General features: G+C 67.3%; 19 protein-coding genes. 5 read left to right on the top strand and 14 right to left on the bottom strand.

Translation table 11 applies throughout. The features are described 5' to 3' along the window. Positions 1–388, top strand: a 388-nt coding sequence (locus ACTHNC_RS12355) for a hypothetical protein (RefSeq protein WP_440294903.1), incomplete at its 5' end; no start/stop codon positions are given. On the opposite strand, the gene ACTHNC_RS12350 is transcribed toward ACTHNC_RS12355, so the two are convergent. After that, positions 349–1,644 (bottom strand): ABC transporter substrate-binding protein, encoded by a 1,296-nt coding sequence (locus tag ACTHNC_RS12350; RefSeq protein WP_440294902.1) that lies wholly within the window; start codon positions 1,642–1,644, stop codon positions 349–351. The two genes, ACTHNC_RS12355 and ACTHNC_RS12350, sit on opposite strands and share 40 nt — an antisense overlap. Before the next feature lie 115 nt (positions 1,645–1,759). After that, positions 1,760–2,662, bottom strand: coding sequence for a LysR family transcriptional regulator (locus ACTHNC_RS12345; RefSeq protein WP_440294901.1), 903 nt, complete (start codon positions 2,660–2,662; stop codon positions 1,760–1,762). A gap of 12 nt (positions 2,663–2,674) precedes the next feature. Between ACTHNC_RS12345 and ACTHNC_RS12340 the strand changes: the two genes are divergently transcribed. Genes ACTHNC_RS12340 through ACTHNC_RS12330 form a run of 3 tightly spaced genes read left to right on the top strand, consistent with a single transcriptional unit; the run spans position 2,675 to position 6,001 of the window. Continuing rightward, a complete protein-coding gene (locus tag ACTHNC_RS12340) occupies positions 2,675–4,093 on the top strand; it encodes an acyclic terpene utilization AtuA family protein (protein WP_440294900.1) in 1,419 nt (472 codons plus the stop codon). Continuing rightward, complete coding sequence (locus tag ACTHNC_RS12335; protein ID WP_440294899.1) at positions 4,090–4,458, top strand: AtuA-related protein; 369 nt, start codon at positions 4,090–4,092, stop codon at positions 4,456–4,458. The genes ACTHNC_RS12340 and ACTHNC_RS12335 overlap by 4 nt, the downstream gene beginning before the upstream one ends. Further along, complete coding sequence (locus ACTHNC_RS12330; RefSeq protein ID WP_440294898.1) at positions 4,424–6,001, top strand: carboxylesterase/lipase family protein; 1,578 nt, start codon at positions 4,424–4,426, stop codon at positions 5,999–6,001. Before ACTHNC_RS12335 ends, ACTHNC_RS12330 begins: the two co-directional genes overlap by 35 nt. 173 nt (positions 6,002–6,174) lie before the next feature. Here ACTHNC_RS12330 and ACTHNC_RS12325 read toward each other — a convergent pair whose 3' ends face one another. From ACTHNC_RS12325 to ACTHNC_RS12315, 3 genes are read right to left on the bottom strand one after another with little or no spacing between them, the layout of a single operon-like run. Beyond that, complete coding sequence (locus ACTHNC_RS12325; RefSeq protein WP_440294897.1) at positions 6,175–7,653, bottom strand: apiosidase-like domain-containing protein; 1,479 nt, start codon at positions 7,651–7,653, stop codon at positions 6,175–6,177. After that, positions 7,650–8,558 carry an alpha/beta hydrolase gene (locus tag ACTHNC_RS12320; protein ID WP_440294896.1) on the bottom strand — a complete coding sequence of 303 codons (909 nt, stop codon included), beginning with the start codon at positions 8,556–8,558 and terminating at the stop codon, positions 7,650–7,652. Before ACTHNC_RS12320 ends, ACTHNC_RS12325 begins: the two co-directional genes overlap by 4 nt. Next, positions 8,555–10,033: a C-glycoside deglycosidase beta subunit domain-containing protein gene (locus ACTHNC_RS12315; protein WP_440294905.1), complete on the bottom strand. Its 1,479-nt coding sequence runs from the start codon at positions 10,031–10,033 to the stop codon at positions 8,555–8,557. Before ACTHNC_RS12315 ends, ACTHNC_RS12320 begins: the two co-directional genes overlap by 4 nt. A 180-nt stretch (positions 10,034–10,213) precedes the next feature. On the opposite strand from ACTHNC_RS12315, the gene ACTHNC_RS12310 reads away from it, so the two are divergent. Then, complete coding sequence (locus ACTHNC_RS12310; protein WP_440294895.1) at positions 10,214–11,398, top strand: YncE family protein; 1,185 nt, start codon at positions 10,214–10,216, stop codon at positions 11,396–11,398. An 11-nt stretch (positions 11,399–11,409) separates the two neighbouring features. Here ACTHNC_RS12310 and ACTHNC_RS12305 read toward each other — a convergent pair whose 3' ends face one another. The 9 genes from ACTHNC_RS12305 to pcaH form a co-directional block, all read right to left on the bottom strand. Next, complete coding sequence (locus tag ACTHNC_RS12305) at positions 11,410–12,837, bottom strand: MFS transporter (RefSeq protein WP_440294894.1); 1,428 nt, start codon at positions 12,835–12,837, stop codon at positions 11,410–11,412. Between the two features lie 74 nt (positions 12,838–12,911). Further along, positions 12,912–14,024 (bottom strand): NAD(P)/FAD-dependent oxidoreductase, encoded by a 1,113-nt coding sequence (locus ACTHNC_RS12300; RefSeq protein WP_440294893.1) that lies wholly within the window; start codon positions 14,022–14,024, stop codon positions 12,912–12,914. Positions 14,025–14,028: 4 nt separating this feature from the next. Further along, positions 14,029–15,243, bottom strand: a complete 1,215-nt coding sequence (locus tag ACTHNC_RS12295) for an acetyl-CoA C-acetyltransferase (RefSeq protein WP_440294892.1) — start codon at positions 15,241–15,243, stop codon at positions 14,029–14,031. Then, complete coding sequence (locus ACTHNC_RS12290) at positions 15,236–15,886, bottom strand: CoA transferase subunit B (RefSeq protein WP_440294891.1); 651 nt, start codon at positions 15,884–15,886, stop codon at positions 15,236–15,238. Before ACTHNC_RS12290 ends, ACTHNC_RS12295 begins: the two co-directional genes overlap by 8 nt. A 1-nt stretch (position 15,887) precedes the next feature. Further along, positions 15,888–16,697, bottom strand: a complete 810-nt coding sequence (locus ACTHNC_RS12285; RefSeq protein WP_440294890.1) for a CoA transferase subunit A — start codon at positions 16,695–16,697, stop codon at positions 15,888–15,890. Next, positions 16,690–17,958, bottom strand: a complete 1,269-nt coding sequence (gene pcaDC / locus ACTHNC_RS12280) for a bifunctional 3-oxoadipate enol-lactonase/4-carboxymuconolactone decarboxylase PcaDC (protein WP_440294889.1) — start codon at positions 17,956–17,958, stop codon at positions 16,690–16,692. Before pcaDC ends, ACTHNC_RS12285 begins: the two co-directional genes overlap by 8 nt. Continuing rightward, positions 17,955–19,121 (bottom strand): lyase family protein, encoded by a 1,167-nt coding sequence (locus ACTHNC_RS12275; protein WP_440294888.1) that lies wholly within the window; start codon positions 19,119–19,121, stop codon positions 17,955–17,957. Before ACTHNC_RS12275 ends, pcaDC begins: the two co-directional genes overlap by 4 nt. Further along, entirely contained in the window at positions 19,114–19,674 is a 561-nt protein-coding gene (gene pcaG, locus ACTHNC_RS12270) for a protocatechuate 3,4-dioxygenase subunit alpha (protein WP_440294887.1), read from the bottom strand. Before pcaG ends, ACTHNC_RS12275 begins: the two co-directional genes overlap by 8 nt. After that, complete coding sequence (gene pcaH, locus ACTHNC_RS12265) at positions 19,667–20,428, bottom strand: protocatechuate 3,4-dioxygenase subunit beta (RefSeq protein WP_440294886.1); 762 nt, start codon at positions 20,426–20,428, stop codon at positions 19,667–19,669. The genes pcaG and pcaH overlap by 8 nt, the downstream gene beginning before the upstream one ends. Between the last annotated feature and the right edge of the window lie 14 nt (positions 20,429–20,442).

The following is a 20,442-nucleotide window of genomic DNA, read 5'->3' as shown; positions in this document are numbered from 1 at the left end:
TTTGGGGGGTGTTGGCGCGGGGGGTTTTTGCCCCCCCCCGACGGTCTTCGACCGGCACGCCCCCTTGCTCCGTGCCGTGATCCGGCAGGCGGTCGAAGACCCTTGGCTGCTCGAGCGCGGTGCCGAGACCTCGCGTCGTCTGCAGACACGCATCGCCGAAGCGTTGCCCTCAGATGACGACGCCGCTGCGCTGTCCGCGGCTCGCGTCGTCTACGAGTCGTGTGCGTTCCGCACGATGTACGGAGCCGGGTTCTGGTCGGACGAACCCGAGACGTTCGAGGCCTTCTGCGCCAGGGTGACCCGAGTCGTGTCGAGCATGGTCGTGGCGGATGAGCGATGCGGTACGGGTCAGCCCCAGTCGGCATCCATCTGCTTCAACACCTGCTGAGGGGTCATCTGGCCCGTTAGCATGCCCTGGACCCCCGTGCCCAAGTCGGTGTACACCTTCGGGTTCGACCAGGCATCCGACCCATTTCCCCGAACACGACCCGCGCTGATGAGTCCTTTCACGCCTGAATACTGCGGAAGCAAAGAGGTAGACAGCGAAGTTGAGACGGGGATGGTGCCCGAAGCATCCGCAAGGTACTTCTGGCCCTTGTCCGAGACAACGTACTTGAGAAAGTCCTCCGTCAGCTTCGGGCTCTTCGTCTTGGCGCTGGCCGAAATGCCCAAGTCCGCACTGAGGGACAGGTACGTCCTAGTGTCTGCCGGCCCCGCGATCGGCAGGATGTTGAGCTTGACATGCCCGCCTGCGGCATCCATGATCTCCTTCGCAGATCCGCTGGGTGCGAAGAACCCGAGAATCGTCCCCGACGTGGCACCGTTGGTGAGCGCATCGAAGCCTGCACTCGCCGCGCCGTCTTGGAAGCACCCTGCGTCGTACATCTTCTTGATGTACGTGAGCGCCTCCACCCAGCCTTTCGTCCCAGCGAATGTCACCTTCCCTTGTGTTCGCTGCTCGTTCCAGTTCTTGTCGGAACCATAGACGGTGGACGTGGCGATGCCGACTGCCAGAAAGCCATTGTTCTGATACGTCGAGCCGGCAAGGCCGTAGACGGTCTTCCCGTGGGCTCTCGCAATCGCGCATTGCTTGATGACGCCGTCCAGGCTCGTAGACGCATCGATGTTCACGCCTATCGACTTTGCCAGGTCCTGGTTGTAGATCACCCCGTCGACTCCCGTGGTCATCGGTACTCCGTACACGCTGCCGTTGTATGTCCAGAGATCCTTCTGCGCGCTGGGTATGTGCGACGAAACTTCAGGGTCGGTCAGTCTCAGTAGCAGACCCGCCTTTGCCAACGGGACAACAGAATCTGACATGCCAGACCCGCCGTTGATGTAGAAGGCGTCCGGCGCAGTCCCCCCCTGCAGCCGAGTCACGAGCGCAGAAGCATAGCTCTCCGCAGGCAGGTTCAGCGGGTCGATGGTGGTGCCCTTGTGCGTCTCCGTGTACGAGCGGGCGAGGCCCGTGTAAATCGCCTTGTCCTGGTTGCTTGCTGCGCCGAAGGCGAAGGAGATCGTCTGCGGTTCACTGCCTTTCGATGACGCGCTGGATTCCGAGCACCCGGTCAGCGCTAGCACCGCGATGACGAACGGAGCCGTCGACGACACGAGCCGAGCGCGCGACTTGCTGTGGCGATTCATATGCTTCCCTTCTGCCTGTTACCGGCGCGGTTCTGCGCCGAGCATTCGCGGGAAGCCTTGCACCCTCCGTTCCATACGCTCAAGGTAAATTGTTTCATCTTTGGATAACCTCTGGTTATGTCGATCGGTTCGAGGCTCGCAGCGACGATGAGGCGAAAGCCACGAACTCCGCGGCGACGGGTGAAAGTGCGGGCACTTGTCGGGTGATAATCGCAAGTTGCCGGGCGACGCTCGGGTTGGCCAACGGGACAGTGGCCACCTCCGCGCGCGCGAGCGACAGCGCGGTGCGCGAGAGAGCAGCCACTCCGAGGTCCGCAGCCACCATCGCAGCTGCCGCGGCGACGGATCCTACCTGACGGCTCCGGTCTATTCCCGTTCCGGACGACGCGAAGGCCGCGTCGCTGATGCGCCGGAGGCTGCTGCCTTCCGGCAACTGAAGAACGACATCCTCCGCGAGCTCCGCCCACTCGATCTCGGTTCGGCGAGCGAGCCGGTGCCGGGTCGGTACGACCGCAACCATCTCATCCGCACCGAACGGCAGGACTCGAAGGCTCGCCTCGTCCTTTGGCATTTCGGTCAGACCGACTTCGACGTCACCATTCATGACCAGCTCAGACACCTGGGCTGCGTTGCGATCGATGACATCTATGCGCGCCTCTGGGCGGGAGTCCAGGAACTCACCAAGCAGTCCAGGCAACGGGCCGGCGGTCACCGACGGGAGCGCCGCGACGATGAACGAACCCGAGAGCCCGGCCCTGTATCCGGCGAACCGCCCGAGACTTTTGTCGAACTCGGCAACGATGCCCTCCGCCACGCTGAGGAACTGCGACCCATCGGGCGTCGGCATCACAGGTCGGGACTCGCGATCGAAGAGCGGCAGTCCCAGCCGCCGCTCGAGATCACGAATCGCCTTGCTCAACGCGGGCTGGCTGAGGTTCGCCTGACGCGCAGCCTCCGTGAAGGAGTGCGTGCGGCCGACTAGAGCGACAAGCCTCAACTGCGAGATTGTAGGTTCCATAACCATCGATTATTGCCGCATGAGTTTTTGTTTCTTGAAACGCATGTCGCCGTCCGGCAGCATTGTCGATGTTCGGAAGGAGAGCCGATGAGAACACTTCGAATCGGTGCCGGCGCCGGCTTCGCGGACGACCGGATCGACCCGGCCGTCGACTTGGCGGAGCGTGGGCGCCTCGACTACCTGGTCTTCGAGTGTCTTGCCGAACGTTCCATCGCCGTCGCCCAACGTGATCGGCTCCAAGATCCGCGGGCGGGCTATAACGAATGGCTCGAGGAACGCATGCGAGCCGTTCTTGAGCCTGCACGACGAAACGGCACGCGCATCGTCACGAACATGGGAGCAGCGAACCCGGAGGAGGCAGCACATCATACGGTGCGGATCGCGCATGAACTCGGCCTGCACGGGCTCACTGTCGCGGTAGTGACGGGCGATGACGTTCTGCACCATGTTCGCTCCGACGACTACGAGCTGCTCGAGCGTCCGGGCAGAGCGTCGGAGCTGGGAGACAGCATCCTGTCCGCGAACGCCTATCTGGGAGCGGAAGGGATATGCGACGCACTCAAGGAAGGAGCGGACGTCGTCATCACCGGCCGCGTCGCTGACCCATCCCTCTTCCTCGCACCGATCTTGCAGGAATTCGAGTGGCGGCACGACGAGTGGGACCTGCTGGCAAGGGGGACGGCCGCTGGCCACCTACTGGAATGTGCAGCACAGGTCACCGGCGGGTATTTCGCTGACCCTGGCCGAAAAGATGTGCCCCGGCTCGAGGCGCTCGGCTTCCCGATCGCAGAGGTCGGCTCCGATGGGTCTCTCACCATCACGAAGCTGCCTGGGACGGGTGGCATGGTCAGCACTCAAACGGTTGCCGAGCAGCTCCTCTATGAGGTTCATGACCCTTCCCGCTACGTGACACCGGACGTAGTCGCCGACTTCTCGGACGCCACACTCACTCAGACGGCTCCTGATCGAGTCCAGGTCGAGGGGATAAAGGGTACCGCGCGCCCTACGTCTCTGAAGGTCTCGGTCGGGTATCGAGACAGCTATATCGGCGAAGGGCAGATCTCCTATTCCGGCCTGAACGCCCTCGCGCGGGCCCGAAAGGCGATCGATATTCTGCGGCACCGCATGGATGTCATCGGGCTCGCCGATAACGAGGCCACGTACGACCTGATGGGTATCGATTCGGTGCGACGCGGCCCAACCGACCAGCACTTCGCCGAGCCTGCCGAGGTACGCGTTCGGCTGGCCGTGCGCACGGCGACCCTTGAAGACGCCCGACGAGCCGGGAGGGAAGTGACGGCTCTCTGGCTGAATGGGCCGGCCGGCGGAGGAGGCGCATGGCGCTCGGCAGAGGAAGACATCGGAATCGTGTCCGTTCTGATTCCGCGCGACAAGCCAGAATCGCACGTCGAGGTGTTGCGGGTTCCGTGAAACTTCACCAGATCGCGCATGCGCGGGCAGGCGACAAGGGCGACACATCGGATATCACGGTGATCGCTTACGACCTGCGTGATTACGGGCACATTGTGAACGAGCTCACGGTTGAACGCGTCCGAGCCCACTTCGGAGAAGTCGTACAAGGCGACGTCGTCCGCTACGTTGTCCCGAGCCTGGGGGCCGTGAAGTTTGTCATGACCCGTGCCCTCGGTGGCGGCGTCACTCGCACGCTGAATCTCGACCCTCACGGGAAGTGTCTGAGTTCATCGCTACTCGAAGTCGAACTGCCTGACCCGATCTCCGACATAACGAGGACCCACGATCATGAACACCGGTTCCATCTCCGTCAACGTGGGTGACGTTCGCTATATCGGGCGGCGCAACGAGGACGACGTGGCGGAATTCGCGGGCATTCCGTTCGCGAAGCCGCCGATCGGTGCGCGCCGACTCCGTCCACCCGAACCGCTCCACCCGTCAGATGAGACTGTCGAAGCGCTGGAGTTCCGGGCAGCGCCGATGCAGGCCGGGCCCCCTCAGCTCGCCGAAACACCGGCATCCGTCTTCGATGAGAAGGGCCGCCTCGTCACTCCACCGACGACAATGCCGGAGCTCTTGGCCGCGCTTCACCATCTGCCCCTGGCGACGAGCGAGGACTGCCTGTACCTGAACGTGTGGACGCCCTCGCTCCATGGGCGCCGACCGGTCATCGTTTGGATCTACGGTGGCGGATTCGAAGGTGGCACAGCAACACCTCCGGGAACGGATGGTGCCGCGCTTTCCCGCCTCACCGATTGCGTCGTCGTCAGCATTCCGTATCGCGTCGGCGCCCTTGGATTCGGTTACTGGGCCGGGATCGGCGGTGAGGAGTGGCTCGCCTCCAGCAACCTCGGCCTGCAGGATCAGCTTGCAGCGCTCCGCTGGGTGCGCGAGAACATCGGAGGCTTCGGCGGTGCTCCCGACAACATCACAGTGGCGGGCGAATCGGCTGGTGCCTTTTCGATTGGCTCACTCCTCGCGATGCCGCCAGGAGTATCCTGCTTCGACCGTGCGATCCTGCACAGCGGAAGCGCTGGGCGCGTGTACCCGGTAGAGACAGCACATGCCATCGCATGCGACCTCCTCGACCATCTCGGCGTCACGACGATCGCAGATTTTCTGGAGCAGGATGCTGAAGCAATCGTCACCGCACAACGCACTGTGATTGCGGGTGATATCGGTGACCGGAACCTTCCTGGCGGCCGCGCCTGGGGCGTTGTTCTGGATGGCCTGATCCTTGCAGAGGATCCACTTGCAGCGGTCCGGAGCGGACGGGTCTCGCATATTCCGCTCCTCATCGGAGCGAATCGCGACGAGACGCGAGCATTCCGCCCGCCATCAGGCCGTCCTTTCCGTCCAACCGGCGCTTCGGACCTTCGCACCGAAATGGCCAAGATCCCCGGCATCGACCCGGGCACAGTACTCGACGCATATCGTCGCAAGGCCGAACGGGACAAGAAGCCGGCCGACCTCGTAGCACTCCGGTCGGAGTTTCTCACCGATGCCATCTATCGTCGTCCGGCGTCCGACCTCGCGACCGCTCAGGCGAACGCAGGGGGTAACGCCTGGTCGTATCTGTTCAGCGCCACCCCGATCGGTGATGAGGTCGGCGCATCGCATGGCCTGGACCAGATCTATGTGTTCGATGCCCTCGCGATGCTCGCGCTCGACAGCGCCGAGAACATCGCGGTTCGAGACGAGCTGATCGAAGCCTGGTCGTCCTTCGCGCGATACGGCGAGCCGGGTTGGGCGAGATACGTCCCGAACACTCCGGGGCTCACCAGACAGTTCGGGGCGGAACCGCCCTTTGTCACGGAACCACCCGCCGATGAACTGGCAACTGCCTGGCCCGTAGCGCTTGATTAGGCGGAAGCCGACAAGCACGGGCAATGGCATCGCCGCCCGGGCGAGAAAGGCGATTCGGGGACGACCCTACCGCGCACCATCCCGCGGCGTCATGCCTCCCGATCGCGACCGTACAGGGTATTCCTAGGCTCGTGCTCGTACCTCACCGTCGTCGGGCATGCCGCGATGGGTGCTTATTCGGCCCAGATCATCGACATGGCCGGAACCTCCGCTGTCTCGCCCCAGGTTCGCGGACGCCCGAGCCGGCCGAGCTGCTCCGCACGGGAGGTGATCACGAGGAGCCAGTCACACGCGGGCCCGGTGGTCGGTGCCGTGAACACGGTGCCGCTGGCCTCAGGGCTCGTGCGGACCGAAACCGGGAACGGCTCCCCGTCGAGCTGCCCGGTGCGCGGGTCGAACCACGCCCCGCGATACTCGATGCCGGGCGCCAGCGCCGCCAGGTCGACCGTTTCGCTGCCACCGTCGGTGAAATACACGATGAGGAACTGCCCGTCCCGCCCGATCGCCGCCTGACGGTGATGATCGACGCAGTCCTCCGCGCAGGTCGTATCGTGCGCCAGGACGCCCTGGGCAGGAACCCAATCGGAGACATCCATCGCTTCGACGAAGCCACGGAGGATCGCCATCTGCCCGGCACCCGGATGAGACAGCGCTTCGAACCAGCTGGTGCTGAGCACCTCGTTGCGCTCCTTCTCCGAGATCATGCACCACACGGAGGCATGACCGTAGGTGTGGCCGAACGCGCCGGCGAGCAGGTTCCAGTAGGCCCGCATCCGCACGATCCAGTCGTCGTGGAGCGGGAACAGCTGCGGCCAGTTCATGGGCATGCGCTCGTAGGCGGGCTCGGCGTCGAGGACGGGCAGGATGCGCTCGCGCTCGTATTCCTTTCGGACGACCGCGTAGCTGCGGGTTTCGCGGCCGTGCCCGGACTGCAGCGCGATGAAGCTGATCCATGCCTCTTCGTCGGTCCAGTAGGACATCGTCGAGAACTCACCCGTCTCGACCTCGAAGCATGTGTGGTACGTCAGGAGAAGGCGATCCCAGGCGGCGGACGGCACGTTCCACCGACAGTCCTCACCGGTCACGCCATGCCCGATCCCCTCCGCGAGCCGCCGCCACACGTCGCAGTAGTCGGTGCCGTTGTGGATCGGCTGCCGGTCGCCGCCCAGGCACCAGATGAGGTTCGTGCGACCGCGGTAGCGTTCGCCGATCCACTCGCCGAACGCGTATGCATTCTCCTTCGTGACCGTGCGCGGGAAGGTCTTCCCGCCCCAGCTCTCGCCGACGACGAGCTGTCCCCACACGGGAAGCAGAAGCACGTAGAAGCCCAGCTCCTCTGCCCGGTCGAGAACGCGATCCAGGTACCTGAAGTACAGCTCATTCGGGCGGCTCAGGTCTCCGTCGATCAAGGCAGGATGGCCGGCGGGATCGCGCATCTGCTCGTCGCGTTCGGGGTCGAGGGCGACGATCTGCAGCACGGTGAAGCCCTGCTCGCGCCGGCGCTGCATGAAGTAGTCGGCGTCATCCCATTTCAGGCGTTGCGGGAGGGTCCACGCGGTGTCGGCGAGGTAGAAGAAGGGACGTCCGGACGCGGTCTCCAGCCGACGACCGTCACGCGACACACGCAGTCGTTCCAATGGCTCGTGCGTCATCGGCACACCCACTCTGCGATCTCTTCGAGCGTGCGATGTGCGGCCGGGTCGGCGGGCTCGTTGATGTGCGCGTGATCCGCCCCGGGCTCCACGTGGAGCCGAACATCAGTTCCGGATGCGTCAAGCAGCTGCGCGAACGCCTCTGCCGACGGCCGGAGTCCGTCGAGTTCGCACGCGACGATCAGCGTCGACGGAAAGCGGTCCGCTGTGCCGAGCCCGGGGAAGGCGTGCGGGTCGCCGAGCGCCTCGGCGGAGCCTGCATAGTTCAGCGACAGCTGCTCGTGGGGTGCACGTGGATCGGGTATCGCCTGGGGATGTGCGCCATCCGGATGAAGCGCCGGGTAGACGAGCACGAGCCCCGCCGGGACGTCCTCGCCGGCATCCCGCAGCCGCGCCACCACCCCAGCGGCCAGGTTTCCACCGGCGCTCGCTCCACCGAGCAGAAGGGCACCGGCATCGACGCCGAGCAGCGCCGTCGAGTTCTCCCTGGCGAACCGCCAGCCGGCCAGAACGTCGTCGGAGGGAACCGGGAAGTGCACGTCGCCGAGGCACTTCGTGTAGTCGAGTGCGAGCACCGGGATGCCTCGCGAGGCGAGTTCGAGGGCGACCCAGTTCGACTCGGGCATGTCGAGGTATCCACCGATGAAAGCGCCGCCGTGCACCCACACGAGGCCTCGCCCGGTAGCGGTAACCGTGTCGTCCCGGTATACGCGCGCCGGCTGGGCTCCGTGCGGCGTCTCGATCACGAGGTCGGTCGCGTGCACGCGCGCCAGACGCGGAAAGCGCCGCCGCAGCGATTCGGTGTCGACGTCGTCGCGCGGGTCCATCGGCTCGCCGTTCTCGCGCAGCCAACGCAAAGCATCCGGCAGCGGCAGCGAACGGATGTCGAACCCCTGGGCGCTCATGAGGCCGGCTGCAGCGCACGCATCGAACGGCGGATGAGGTCGTGCTGCCGACGCACGAGCACGAGCGGATCGACCTCGCCGAGTTCGGCGAACGCGTGACCCTCCCACTCGCTCGACCAGTACCCGCGGTAACCGCCGTCCACGAACACTCGCACGAGTTCGGGATAGTCGATCGCCGGCTCCTGCCCGTTCTCGTCGATATCGTAGAACTTCGCGTGCACGTGGAGGATCTGCGGCATGATCTCGGACCACTCGTGCGGATCGACGTGCCCATGCATGTTGAACGCGAGGTGGGCGAACGATCCGAGGCGGCCGGGATCGAAGTCGCGAGCGCGCAGGTAGCCGATGAACTCGTCCTGGCGTTCTCGCATGGAGGCATCCGTCGCCCAGACGTCTTGCAGACGCTGCACCGCCTCATCGTCCAACCCTGCTCGACGCACAGCACGCAGGAGCGTCGGCGACATCGAGTGCATCGTGGCGGAGAAGTCGGCGACGAAGCCGAGCAGAGGCGAGTCGAGTTCCGCGTAGGTCTCCCGCACCCTCTGGATCGGCTCGGCGTTCGGGCCCATCGGCGCGTGGATCTCGTAGGCCAGCTTCAGCTCGAGGCGTTCAGCGATGGGCAGCAGGCGGCGCAGAAGCTCCGGCTTCGCCGACTGGATGCGCACCAGTGGGAATCCCAGCTTCTTGGCGCCCTGGAACATCAGCTCGCTGAACTCGAACTCCTCGTCCGGTGTCATGTCGCGGTCTCGGCGCCTGCCCATGTCGAGGTTCGCCCCGAAGGCGCTGGCGTCGAAGCCGTGCCGATCGAACGCCGCACGCCAGGTTCGCACGAAGTCGTCGGACACGACGGGATAGGTCGGGACCATCTGCGAGGCGACGATCTCGATGCCAGGACCGATGCCGAGCTCGGCCACTCGGTCGAGCAGTGCGTCGAAGTCGAACCATCCGGCACGGAACTCGGCGCTCGCCGAGTAGAGCGTGAGGCCGAGCCGCAAGGGGTCGGCCTCGCTGGCCGTCGGCGGAGCGGCGACGCCGGTCTCCATGGCAGGCGGTGGCGCATCGCGGTCCGTGGCGGTCAGCGTCAACGCTTGATGCACGATGTTCGGAACGTACAGCCCCGGGCCGCCGTCCTGTCCTGGTGCGATCTGCATGTACGGAAGCCGCAGCTCGCCGTGAATGACGACGTCGTGCGTCTCGCCGAGTCCGATCGGGGTGTCGCGGCGCGCGATGAGCCGCGGATGCGCCTGCAGATACCAGATCACGTCGCTCTTCTCCGGCAGCTCCGCGATCGAATAGCGGATGCCGTCCAGCTCGAACGCGAGGTCGCCTTGCGGCACCTCCTCGCCGTCGAACGTCACGCTCAGCGTCGTGACCGACGACAGCCACAGGCTGCGGTACCAGGGAATGGTGAGGGCGATGGCGAAGCCCTCCGGGTGCACGCGGAGGCTCGCGTCATCGATCAGTCCGTTGGGCATCGTCGCTCCGTCTCGTCGTCGCTCACGGCTGGTGGGTGAGCTGAAGTGGTCGGGATCCATCTTATGTTTCTTTTCTATGAAAGTTCGCACAATGTTCGCAAATCTTCGCACTGACGGGCACCGGGTTTCGGTACGGTGAGGCACCGGCCGCGCCACAGCCGGCGAGAAGGAGGGCCAACGATGATCGATCACGAACGGATCCGACAGCGAGTCGGCCGGGCGCTGGGGCGCCGATCCGCGCTCGGGGCTGCGTGTGTGCTGGCTTGCGTCGCGGCCCTTGCCCTTCCGGTATCCGGTGGTGCCGCCTCTGCCGCGGCGATCCACGCCGGAAGGAGCGGGACGACGTACACGCAGACGTCGGTCATCCCGATACCGACTCCGTCGGGCAGCCCGCTGTTCGCCGACATCGAGTTCGGCGACCAGCGCACCGGCCGCGTTTACCTCAGCGACCTGGCGAACTCTTCGCTCGACATCATCGACGGCCGGAGCCTGAAGCTGGTCGCGCAAGTACCGGGGTTCAACGGCGGACCCGCCGGCGTGGTCGCCGACGACAACGGGCAGATCTGGGCCGGTGACGGATCCGGCGCGGTCAAGGTCGTCTCGGCGACCGCGCCCTACCGGATCATCGATTCGATACCCGTCGGTGCGCCCACCGCCGACGAGATCGGGTACGACCCCGTCGACCAGATCATCGCGGTGACCAGTCCGGACGCGACATCCGCCTCCGGCGCTGCCACCCCGTGGGTGACGCTCATCGACGCTCGTCCGGACGCAGCGGGAACGCATCGGGTACTCGGGCACGTCGTGATCCCGGGAGCCGGAGCAGACTCCATCGAGCAACCGCAGTGGGATCCGTCGACACGCTCGTTCGTCGAGTCCATTCGTGCGACCAACGATCTACCGTCCGGTGCGGTCGCACGGATCGACCCGGTGCACGTGCGCCTTCAGGCGCTGTTCCCGATCGACGAGACCTGCCACCCGGGCGGTCTCGCCGTCGGCCAACGCGGTCAACTGCTCCTCGGCTGCAACGATGGTGCTCCCGTGCTGATCGATTCCGCCACCGGGCGGGTTCTCGCGAACTACTCGGGTCACGATGCGGGCGGCGCCGACGAGGTCTGGTACAACACCGCGGATGGCCGGTTCTACGCCGCGGAAGCGGGCGCGGCGGGTCCCCCACCGCTTCCGCAGCTGTACCCGCCGACGGTGATGGTGATCGATGGGAGGAGCGACCGGTTCCTCAGCGACATCCCCCTCGGCGACTCGGCATTGGGTTTCCACCAAGTGACCGCGATCGGTGATCCCGCACGCGTCTTCGTGCCAGAGAGCGACGGACTCCACGTCTTCACGGATGCCGAAGAGCACTGAGCGCACGGTCCCTACGGCGAGACATCCTCGAACACCCGGTTGCGGGTGTGCACCGTGAACTGGGCGATGATCGACGCGATGATGAGGAAGCACGAGATCAGCATCAGCGCCCAGAACACCGACAGCTGAGGGATGAGCGGTGCGAGCACCAGGATGCCGATTCCGCCGCCCACGTGCCCGACGCCGTCGACGATGGCGAAGCCGGTCGAGCGCGCCCTGGTCGGGAAGTTCTCCGCCGTCAGCGCGTAGGTGGGCGACACCCAGAGGTTGAATCCGGCGAAGATGAGCATCGCGCCGATGAAGTCGACCGCGAGAGACTTGCCGGCGACGGCGATGAGGATCGCGCCGATGAAGGTCACGATCGTGCCCACGGGCAGCCAGTATCGTCGCTCGAGCTTCTCCACGATGAACGACATCACGATGGCCTCGATGACGAAGCCGATCGTCCCGACCGCGGCGATCACGCCGGCCTCCGGCGGCGAGAACTTCAGCGAGGTGAGCACAGAGGTGAATCCGGCGGCGTACGCGTAGACGGTGATGTAACCGAAGAACCAGAGCAGGAACAGCAGGATGACCCGCTTGAGGTAGATGGGGTTCAAGAAGATGTCCGCGTACGGCACGGTCCGTGCCGGCGGCCAGTGCGTGGGCACGTCGTCCATGACGGGTGCGGCCAGTGCGCCACGGCGTGCGGCCCGTGCCTCCATGTCATCCGCGATCTTCTCCGCGTCGGCCACGCGCCCTCGCTGCAGCAGCCACCGTGGCGACTCGGGCAACTGGAACCGCAGCAGAATCGCGATCACGGCGAGGATCGCGCCGATCGCATACATCCAGCGCCATCCGGACGCCAGGCCCATCGCGAACGGCAGGCCCGTCGGCCATGGCGCGGGTGCCGTGGTCAGAAGCAGGCCGAGCCAGACGCCGAAGAAGGCGCCGAGTGCGGACATGATGAAGATGACCGTGGTGAACTTCGCCCGCGACTGCTTGGGCGAGACCTCGCCGATGTACGTGTTCACGATCGCCAGGTCCGCGCCGATGCCGATGCCGGTGACGATGCGGGAGATCGTGAAGTTCACGTAATCGGTCGACAGCGCGGTGTACAGCGAGCCGAGACCGGTGATCAGCATCGTGATCAGCAGCATGTTACGGCGGCCGATCCGGTCCGACAGCGGCGAGAGCACCAGCGTGCCGACCACGTACCCGAGCAGGTTCAGCAACGTCGGCAGCGGCAGGTAGGTCAGCGCCGTCTCCGGCGTGCATCCGTGCACCAGCTGCGTGCAGGTCTGCACGAACGACACGTTGATGTCAAAGATGTCGTAGAAGGTGAACAGGAAGCCGAGGCCGATGATCGCCAGAAACGCCGGCGACAGCGACCAGGTTCTGATCCGGTCCAGCCGCGCCATGATGCGACGCGACTCCTCCGGGATGGGTTCGCCATTCATCTCCGCTCCTTCCACTTCGTTGTGTGAGGACCGCCTCGCTGTGCGAGGCGAGCGAAAACTTACCACCGCACTCGCTACGGGGCCATCGCCTCCGGCCAGTCTCTTGGGGCGAGCGCATCCAGTACCGCGACGTGCTCGCCGAGCATGGTCCGTGCAAGCGCGTCGCCGAGCAGCGGACCCATCGTCAGCCCCGCCGCACCGTAGCCGGTGGCGACGAACAGTCCCGGATGCCCGGGCACGGCACCGACGAGCGGCATCGCGTCGGCGAGCGGGCGCAGGCCGACGCGGGTCTCGATGAGCGTGGCATCCGCCAGACCAGGAGCCACGCTCATCGCATCGTTCAGCACCTGCAGCTGCCCGGCTGCCGTCACCCGAGGGTCGAAGCCGGTGCCGTCCTCGCGGGTCGCGCCGACGGCGACACGGCCCCGGTCGAACGCGACGAGGTAATGGTGCGACAGCGGGTGCACGCTTGGCCAGCCCGAGGTGTCGTGACCGGCGACGCGCAGCTGCGTGATCTGGCCGCGTTGCGGCACCACGGGCACGGCCACGCCGAGCGCTCCGAGCAGTCCAGCGCTCCATGCCCCGCCAGCGACGACGATCGCGTCGGCGGCCAAGCGCCGTCCGTCGACGGTGACGGTCGTCGGCCTTTCGATGGTGGCGTGGCCCGAGACCACCGTCCCGCCACACCGCGTGCCCGCCTCGAGCAGCGCATCTCGCAGGGTGCGCCCATCGACTCGGCCGCCTCCCTCGATGAAGACGGCGTCCAGGCCATCAGCGAGCGGCGGAAACAGCTCGCGGGCGCGCTCATTGTCGATCCGTTCGACGCGGCCCATCGCCTCGCCCGCTCCGGCGCGGCGCGTCTCAAGACGCTCCTGCACGGCGTCCAGGGCCGAGGCATCCGCGTTGACGAGCAGCGATCCCGATCGCCGGTAGTCGGTTCGCGTGACGCCGGTCTCAGCCAGATGCGACAGCAGCTCCGGGTAGTACGCGGCGCCCGCCGCGTAGACCTCGTAGAACGGGCCGTCGACCGAGGATGACCATGGCTGGATGATCCCGGCGCTCGCCGCGGTCGCCTGACCGGCCGCGCCGTCGTCGACGAGCGTCACACCGGCACTGCGGCGGGCGAGCGCGAAGAACACGGATGCGCCGGCGATCCCGGAACCGATGACGATGAACGAGGATGCCATGCAGTTACGCACGCTCGAAGACCGCGGCGAGCGCCTGCCCCCCGCCGATGCACATCGTCTCGATCGCCAGCGTGCCGTCGAGAGCGGGGAGTTCGTGCGCGAGCGTGGCGAGCATCCGCTGTCCGGTCGCCCCGATCGGATGCCCGATGGAGATGCCGCTGCCGCGCGGGTTCAGCCTCGGATCTTCGGCGTCGATCCCCCAGTCGGCCAGGCACGCGAGCACCTGCACGGCGAACGCCTCGTTGAGCTCGATCACGTCCAGGTCGGCCCACCTGATGCCCGCGCGTTCCAGGGCCCGATTCGCCGCCGGCACGGGCGCAACCCCGAAGATTCGCGGGTCGTTGCCGGCGATCGCCCAGGAGCGCAGCCGCAACAACGGCGTGAGCCCGAGGTCGGCGGCACGCTCGGGGGTCGTCACGATCGCAGCCGCTGCCGCGTCGTTCTGTCCGCTCGAGTTGCCTGCCGTGACGGTGGCGTCCGGGTCGTCGCGACCGAGGATCGGACGTAGCGCCGCCAGCGCCTCCAGCGACGTGTCGGCTCGTGGATGCTCGTCCCGGTCGACGACGCTCTCCCCGCGTCTTCCCGGCACGGTCACCGGTACCAGCTCGTCGTCGAACGCGCCCGACGCCTGCGCCGCGACGGCGCGCTGGTGCGAGCGCAACGCGAGCTCGTCCTGCGCCTGTCGCGGGATCCCGTAATCGCGTCGCAGCTGTTCGGCGGAGCCGACGTTGCCCTCCGGGGTGGGGAACGATCGACCGCCGGCGGTCTCGCGTCCGCGAGCGAGCGCGTCGTGCAGCATAAGGCCGCCGGCAGGGATGCCACGTCGGCCCTGCTCCGTGTACAGCGGCGCGTTCGACATCGACTCCGCGCCGAGCGCGATGAGCACGTCACTGGCGCCGGTCTGCACCTCCATCGCGGCGTTGATCACGGCCTGCAGGCCGGAACCGCAGCGGCGGTCCAGCTGATATCCGGTGGTCGTGACCGGGAACCCCGCATTCAGCGCGGCGACCCGGCCGAACGCGGGCGCCTCCATCGTCGGGTACCCCTGGGAGCCGATCACGCCCTCCACTGCGGCAGGGTCGATTCCGGTCCGCTCGAGCAGCGCGCGCAACACCGTCTCGGCCAGGGAGAGCGCCGACACCGGTGCGAGCGCTCCGCCCATGCGACCGACCGGGGTGCGCAGCGGCGAGCAGATCACGACCTCGCGGAGTTCAGGCATCCGTCTTCTCCAACTCGACGGCGAGTGCGGCACCGGTCGCCCGCTTGACGTTGTCCTCGGTGACTCCCGGCGCGAGTTCGCGCAGCACGAGGCCAGCATCGGTGATGTCGATCACGGCGAGGTCCGTGATGACCCGATCGACGCATCCGCGGCCGGTGAGCGGAAGCGTGCACTGCTCGACGAGCTTGGGCGAGCCGTCCTTGGCGACGTGCTCCATGACCACGATGACCCGCTCGGCTCCGTTCACCAGATCCATCGCGCCTCCCATGCCCTTCACCATCTTGCCCGGTACGGCCCAGTTGGCGATGTCGCCCGACGCGGAGACCTGCATGGCGCCGAGCACGGCGGTCGCGATGCGGCCGCCCCTGATCATGCCGAAGCTGGTGGACGAGTCGAAGTAGCTCGCACCGGGCAGCACGGTCACGGTCTCCTTGCCCGCGTTGATGAGCTTCGGATCCGCCTCTCCCTCCCACGGGTACGGCCCCACGCCCAATATGCCGTTCTCGGAATGCAATACGACGTGCACCCCTTCTGGCAGGTGGTTCGGGATGAGGGTGGGCAGTCCGATCCCGAGGTTCACGTACGATCCGTCCTCGAGCTCGAGCGCGGCACGAGCGGCCATCTCGTCGCGGCTCCGTGGCATGTCAGTTCCCCTCTCGCACGGGCGACTCGTCACCTGATCCCGGGCGCTTGCGCTCGGTGACCTTCTCGATCGGCAGGTCGGCGGCCTGCTCGGGCGTCAGTGCGACGATGCGGTCGACGTAGATTCCCGGCAGGTGGATGTCGTCGGGCCCGAGCTCGCCCGGTTCGACCAACTCGTCCACCTCGGCGATCGTGATGCGGCCGGCCATACCCGCAAGCGGATTGAAGTTACGGGTGGACTTCTCGAAGCGCAGGTTGCCGTGCCGGTCGCCGACGGCCGCGCGCACGAGCCCGTAGTCGGTGCGGATCGCGGTCTCGAGCACGTACTCCCGGGGCGTCCCGAACACGTCGAATGGGCGCAGCTCCTTGGGCCCACTCGCCACGGCCACGGTGCCGTCAGCGGCGTACCGGATGGGCATCCCTCCGTCGGAGACCGCGGTGCCCGCTCCCGTCGCCGTGTAGAACGCGGGGATGCCTGCACCGCCCGCGCGCAGCCGCTCGGCGAGCGTGCCCTGCGGCGTCAGCTCCACCTCGACCTCGCCGCCGAGATACTGCCTGGCGAACTCCTTGTTCTCGCCGATGTAGCTGGCGATGACGCGGTCGATACGTCCGGCGGCGAGCAGCTCGCCGAGCCCCCAGCCGTCGACCCCGCAGTTGTTGGAGACGACCGTCAGCCTGCCGATCCCACGAGCGAGCAGCGCACGGATCGTCACGATAGGCACGCCGGAGAGCCCGAACCCGCCGACGGCGAGTGATGCTCCTTCGGGAATGTCGGCGACCGCGTCGGCGGCGGAGGCGTACGTCTTATCCATCGTTCTCCTGGGTGTGTTCGGATGGCTCGGCTCGCTCGCCGTTGGAGCGCTCGGCCGGGTCGTATGCGTCGGATGCCTCGGCGACGTCTGGTTCCTCGGCGAAGACCTCGCGCATCGCGGCGAGTGCGCTGTTCGCCGCCGGCAGCCCGGCGTACAGGGCGGTGTGCTGGATGACCTCGGCGATCTGCGCCCGGGTCAGGCCGTTGTGGAGGGCGGCGCGCACGTGCATCCGCAGTTCGTTCTCGTGGCCGCCGGTCACGAGGCTGGCGAGCGTGGCGATCGATCGCTCTCCCCTGGTCAACTGCGAGCGCGCCCAGACCTCGCCCCACGCGTAGCGGGTGATGAAGTCCTGGAAGTCCGCCGTCTCCGGCGTGATCGCCGCGGTGGCCCGGTCGACGTGTGCGTCGCCCAGCACCTCGCGCCTCACGCGCATGCCCGCTGACCGGATCTCGTCAGCGGTGCCGCTCGACGACTCTCTGTGCAGCTGCGAGTCGATCAGCGCCGCCGCCTCCTGCGGGCACTCGAGCGGGATGAGGTGGCCGGCGTCGAGCTCCACGAATCGGGAGACGGGGAGGGCGTCCGCCAGCTCGCGCATGAGCTCCGGCGTCGTGACGGCGTCGTGAAGGCCGGCGACGATCACGGCGTGCGCTTGTACGCCGGCGAGCGCGTCGCGCCGGTCGAACGACGCGAGCGCCTCGCAGCACAGCGCATACGACTCGTCGTCGATGTCGATGAGCGTGCGCAGTGCGTGTCCGCCGGGGCCGTCGGGGTTCCGGTCCAGGTAACCGGGGGCGAACCAGCGCTGGGCGCTGCCCGCGACGACGGATGCGGTTCCGGATGCTCGCACCTGCGCCGCTCGCTCGGCCCAGCCATCCGGGGTGCCGATGGCCGCTCCTGAGCAGAACATGGTCAGGCTCAGCACCCGTTCGGGCACCGTCGTCGCCAGCTCCAGCGCGACCGTGCCGCCCAGGGAGTCGCCAGCGACGTGGAACGCTCCCCCGCCGACCTCGTCGACGACGTGCAGCACGGCGGCGGCGAGATCACCGACGGTGAATGGTTGGTTGGCTGCCGGCGATGCGCCGTGGCCGGGCAGGTCGACCCTGAGGATGCGCGGCCGGTCCGGGCTGCTCGCGAACTCGGCGACGACGCCGTCCCAGAGCTCGGCGGTCGTGCCGAGCGACGGCAGAAGCACAAGGAGCGGCGCACCGGTCGCAGTCGGTTCCGCAGGCACCATGGAGCCGCGCAGGCGGACATCCGTCATCGCGTTCCTCCGCCCGTCGCCCGATCCGCCCGCACGACTCGGCTGAACCGGCTCACCACGGAATCCACGACGTGCCCGGTCGCGATCAGGTCGCTGTCATCCGCCGCGCGAGGTCCGGTCTCCGGGCGTGCTTGCGCGACGGCACCCTCGGCGTGCACGACCAGGTCGCCGGAGACGTGGTCGAGCAGACTCGCGCTCTCCGCGGCGAGCCGCAGCGTCTCCCGCCACGCCTGCCACTCCGCGTGCCACTCCCCGGCGGGGCGGGCGTCGTAGCTGAGGGCTGCGGACCGCAGCACCGCCAGCGCTCCTCCCACGCGCAGGCCGTTCGCCACCAACAGCACCGCGTCCACCGGGTTGTGCTTGTGCGGCATGGATGACGAACCTCCGCCGTGGCTCGGTGTGATGAGGCCGTCACGAGCGAGCAGGCCGAGGTCGCGCCCGATGCGTCCACCCGCAGAGCACACGCTCGCGGCCGCCTGCGTCACCGCCTGCACCGGCGATCGTTCGGTGTGCCACGAGCGGTCCGGGTCTGTCAGGCCGAGCTCCTCCGCGACGCGATGGCGCAGCGTGGTGACCGCGTCAGGAGCTCCGCTGCGGCGCACCATCGCGTTCCCGTCGCCTACCGCTCCGCCGAGCTGCACCGGGTACGTGACCGCGTCGAGCACCTCGAGAGCGGATGTCACGGCATCCAGCCAGACGGAGATCGCGGCACCCAGCGTGGTCGGCTCGGCCTCCTGGGTGAGGGTGCGCGCAATGATTGTCGTCGCCCGATGCTCTAATGCGAGGTCGCAGAGCCGACGACCCGCTGACGCCAACTGCGTGCGTGCCTGAATCAGGGCATCCCTCGACACGATCATCAGCGCGGTGTCGAGCACGTCCTGGCTCGTCATGCCCTGGTGCACCCGCTCGCCGCCCTGCCGGCGGAGCGCATCAACCAGTCCGACCACGGGCACGCCCGCCTGCCTCGACGAGCGCAGGAGGGCATCCTTGTCGATCGTCTCCGAAGTCAGCTCGGCGCTCGAGTCGACGCCGAGCAGTTCGCTCCACGCGGCGAGATAGGCCCGCTCCACCTCCACCATCGCGGCGAGTACGCGGTCGTCGGATACCGCGAGACCCGCCTCCGCTGCGGGCTCGAGCAGGCCCCAGTCGAACGCGTCAGCCACGCCCGTCGCCCTTGAAGTCGAGGAATACCGTCTCGCCCTCGCCCTGCAGCCGAATGTCGAACCGGTAGCTGCGCTCGCCGTCCTGCTCGACCAGCAGCGTGCCCCGGCGCTCGGCCGGAACCGTCTGCAGGAACGGATCGTCGTCGGAGAAGTAGGCGCGAGTGAAGAGATGGTGTAGGAGCCCGCGCGCGAACACTGTGACGAGGATGTACGGCGCGCGGCCCTCGGACGTCGCCCCGGGCCGCACCGTGGTGAAGGAGTAATGCCCCGCGCGGTCGACGGATGCACGTCCGAAGCCGGTCACGGTGTAGCCGTCGCGGTGCAGGCTGCCGCGCTCGTGGATCGGTGCACCGGAGGCGTCGGGTCCCCAGATCTCGAGGATCGCGTCGGGCACCGGCTCTCCCGCCCCGTCGTACACCGTGCCGTGCAGCCGGATCGAGTCAGGATCGGCCCGGGAGGCGACATCCGGTCCGTCGTCGTACGGCAGCGCGTACCCGAAGAACGGGCCGACGGTCTGCGACGGCGTCTGCAGGTACTCGGCATGCTCAGGCATGGTCGCCCTCCTCCGGCTCCATCCAGGTGGCCTTGCCGCCGGTGAGCACGATGTCCCACCGGTAGCCCATCGCCCACTCCGGAACGCTCAGGTCGTGGTCGTACACCGACTTCAGCCGCTCCCGCGCTGCCGGGTCGACGATCGACTGGTAGATCGGGTCGAGCGCGAACAGCGGGTCGTTGGGAAAGTACATCTGCGTCACGAGCCGCTGCGTGAACGCCGAGCCGAACAGGGAGAAGTGGATGTGCGCCGGCCGCCACGCGTTGCGGTGGTTCTTCCACGGGTACGGGCCCGGCTTGATCGTGACGAAGCGGTACGACCCGTCGTCGCCCGTGATCGCCCGGCCCACACCGGTGAAGTTCGGATCGAGCGGTGCCGGATGCTGGTCCCGCTTGTGCACGTACCTGCCGGCGGAGTTCGCCTGCCACACCTCGATGAGCTGATTCCGCACCGGGCGGCCGTCTCCGTCGAGCACGCGCCCTGCGACGATGATCCGCTCGCCGAGCGGCTCACCGCTGTGCTGGATTGTGAGGTCGCTCTCCTCCGGAGCCACGTCGGAGTGCCCGAACGCCGGGGAGACCAGCTCGATCTCCTCCGGGTCGGCACGCACGAGTTCGTGCGTCGGATGTCTCAGCGTCGAGCTGCGGTACGGGCGGAAGTCCCGCAGTGGGTGCGGCGGCAGCGGCCCGGTTCCCGCGGCGGCGTGCACCGCGGCGATCTCGGCGCTGATCTGTTCCTGACTGAGCTCTGTCATGCATCCACCTCGAA

Origin of the sequence: Humibacter sp. (assembly GCF_051954055.1) — a bacterium.
Taxonomy (GTDB): domain Bacteria; phylum Actinomycetota; class Actinomycetes; order Actinomycetales; family Microbacteriaceae; genus Humibacter.
The sequence above is the reverse complement of the archived record's forward strand: the minus strand, read 5'-3'. Positions and strand labels throughout refer to the sequence as shown.

Bases quoted from the DNA above. Each gene is read 5' to 3' on its own strand.
- ACTHNC_RS12350 (WP_440294902.1), bottom strand. From the start codon at position 1,644: ATGAATCGCCACAGCAAGTCGCGCGCTCGGCTCGTGTCGTCGACGGCT.
- ACTHNC_RS12345 (WP_440294901.1), bottom strand. From the start codon at position 2,662: ATGGAACCTACAATCTCGCAGTTGAGGCTTGTCGCTCTAGTCGGCCGC.
- ACTHNC_RS12330 (WP_440294898.1), top strand. From the start codon at position 4,424: ATGAACACCGGTTCCATCTCCGTCAACGTGGGTGACGTTCGCTATATC.
- ACTHNC_RS12325 (WP_440294897.1), bottom strand. From the start codon at position 7,653: ATGACGCACGAGCCATTGGAACGACTGCGTGTGTCGCGTGACGGTCGT.
- ACTHNC_RS12320 (WP_440294896.1), bottom strand. From the start codon at position 8,558: ATGAGCGCCCAGGGGTTCGACATCCGTTCGCTGCCGCTGCCGGATGCT.
- ACTHNC_RS12315 (WP_440294905.1), bottom strand. From the start codon at position 10,033: ATGCCCAACGGACTGATCGATGACGCGAGCCTCCGCGTGCACCCGGAG.
- ACTHNC_RS12310 (WP_440294895.1), top strand. From the start codon at position 10,214: ATGATCGATCACGAACGGATCCGACAGCGAGTCGGCCGGGCGCTGGGG.
- ACTHNC_RS12305 (WP_440294894.1), bottom strand. From the start codon at position 12,837: ATGAATGGCGAACCCATCCCGGAGGAGTCGCGTCGCATCATGGCGCGG.
- ACTHNC_RS12300 (WP_440294893.1), bottom strand. From the start codon at position 14,024: ATGGCATCCTCGTTCATCGTCATCGGTTCCGGGATCGCCGGCGCATCC.
- ACTHNC_RS12295 (WP_440294892.1), bottom strand. From the start codon at position 15,243: ATGCCTGAACTCCGCGAGGTCGTGATCTGCTCGCCGCTGCGCACCCCG.
- ACTHNC_RS12290 (WP_440294891.1), bottom strand. From the start codon at position 15,886: ATGCCACGGAGCCGCGACGAGATGGCCGCTCGTGCCGCGCTCGAGCTC.
- ACTHNC_RS12285 (WP_440294890.1), bottom strand. From the start codon at position 16,697: ATGGATAAGACGTACGCCTCCGCCGCCGACGCGGTCGCCGACATTCCC.
- pcaDC (WP_440294889.1), bottom strand. From the start codon at position 17,958: ATGACGGATGTCCGCCTGCGCGGCTCCATGGTGCCTGCGGAACCGACT.
- pcaG (WP_440294887.1), bottom strand. From the start codon at position 19,674: ATGCCTGAGCATGCCGAGTACCTGCAGACGCCGTCGCAGACCGTCGGC.
- pcaH (WP_440294886.1), bottom strand. From the start codon at position 20,428: ATGACAGAGCTCAGTCAGGAACAGATCAGCGCCGAGATCGCCGCGGTG.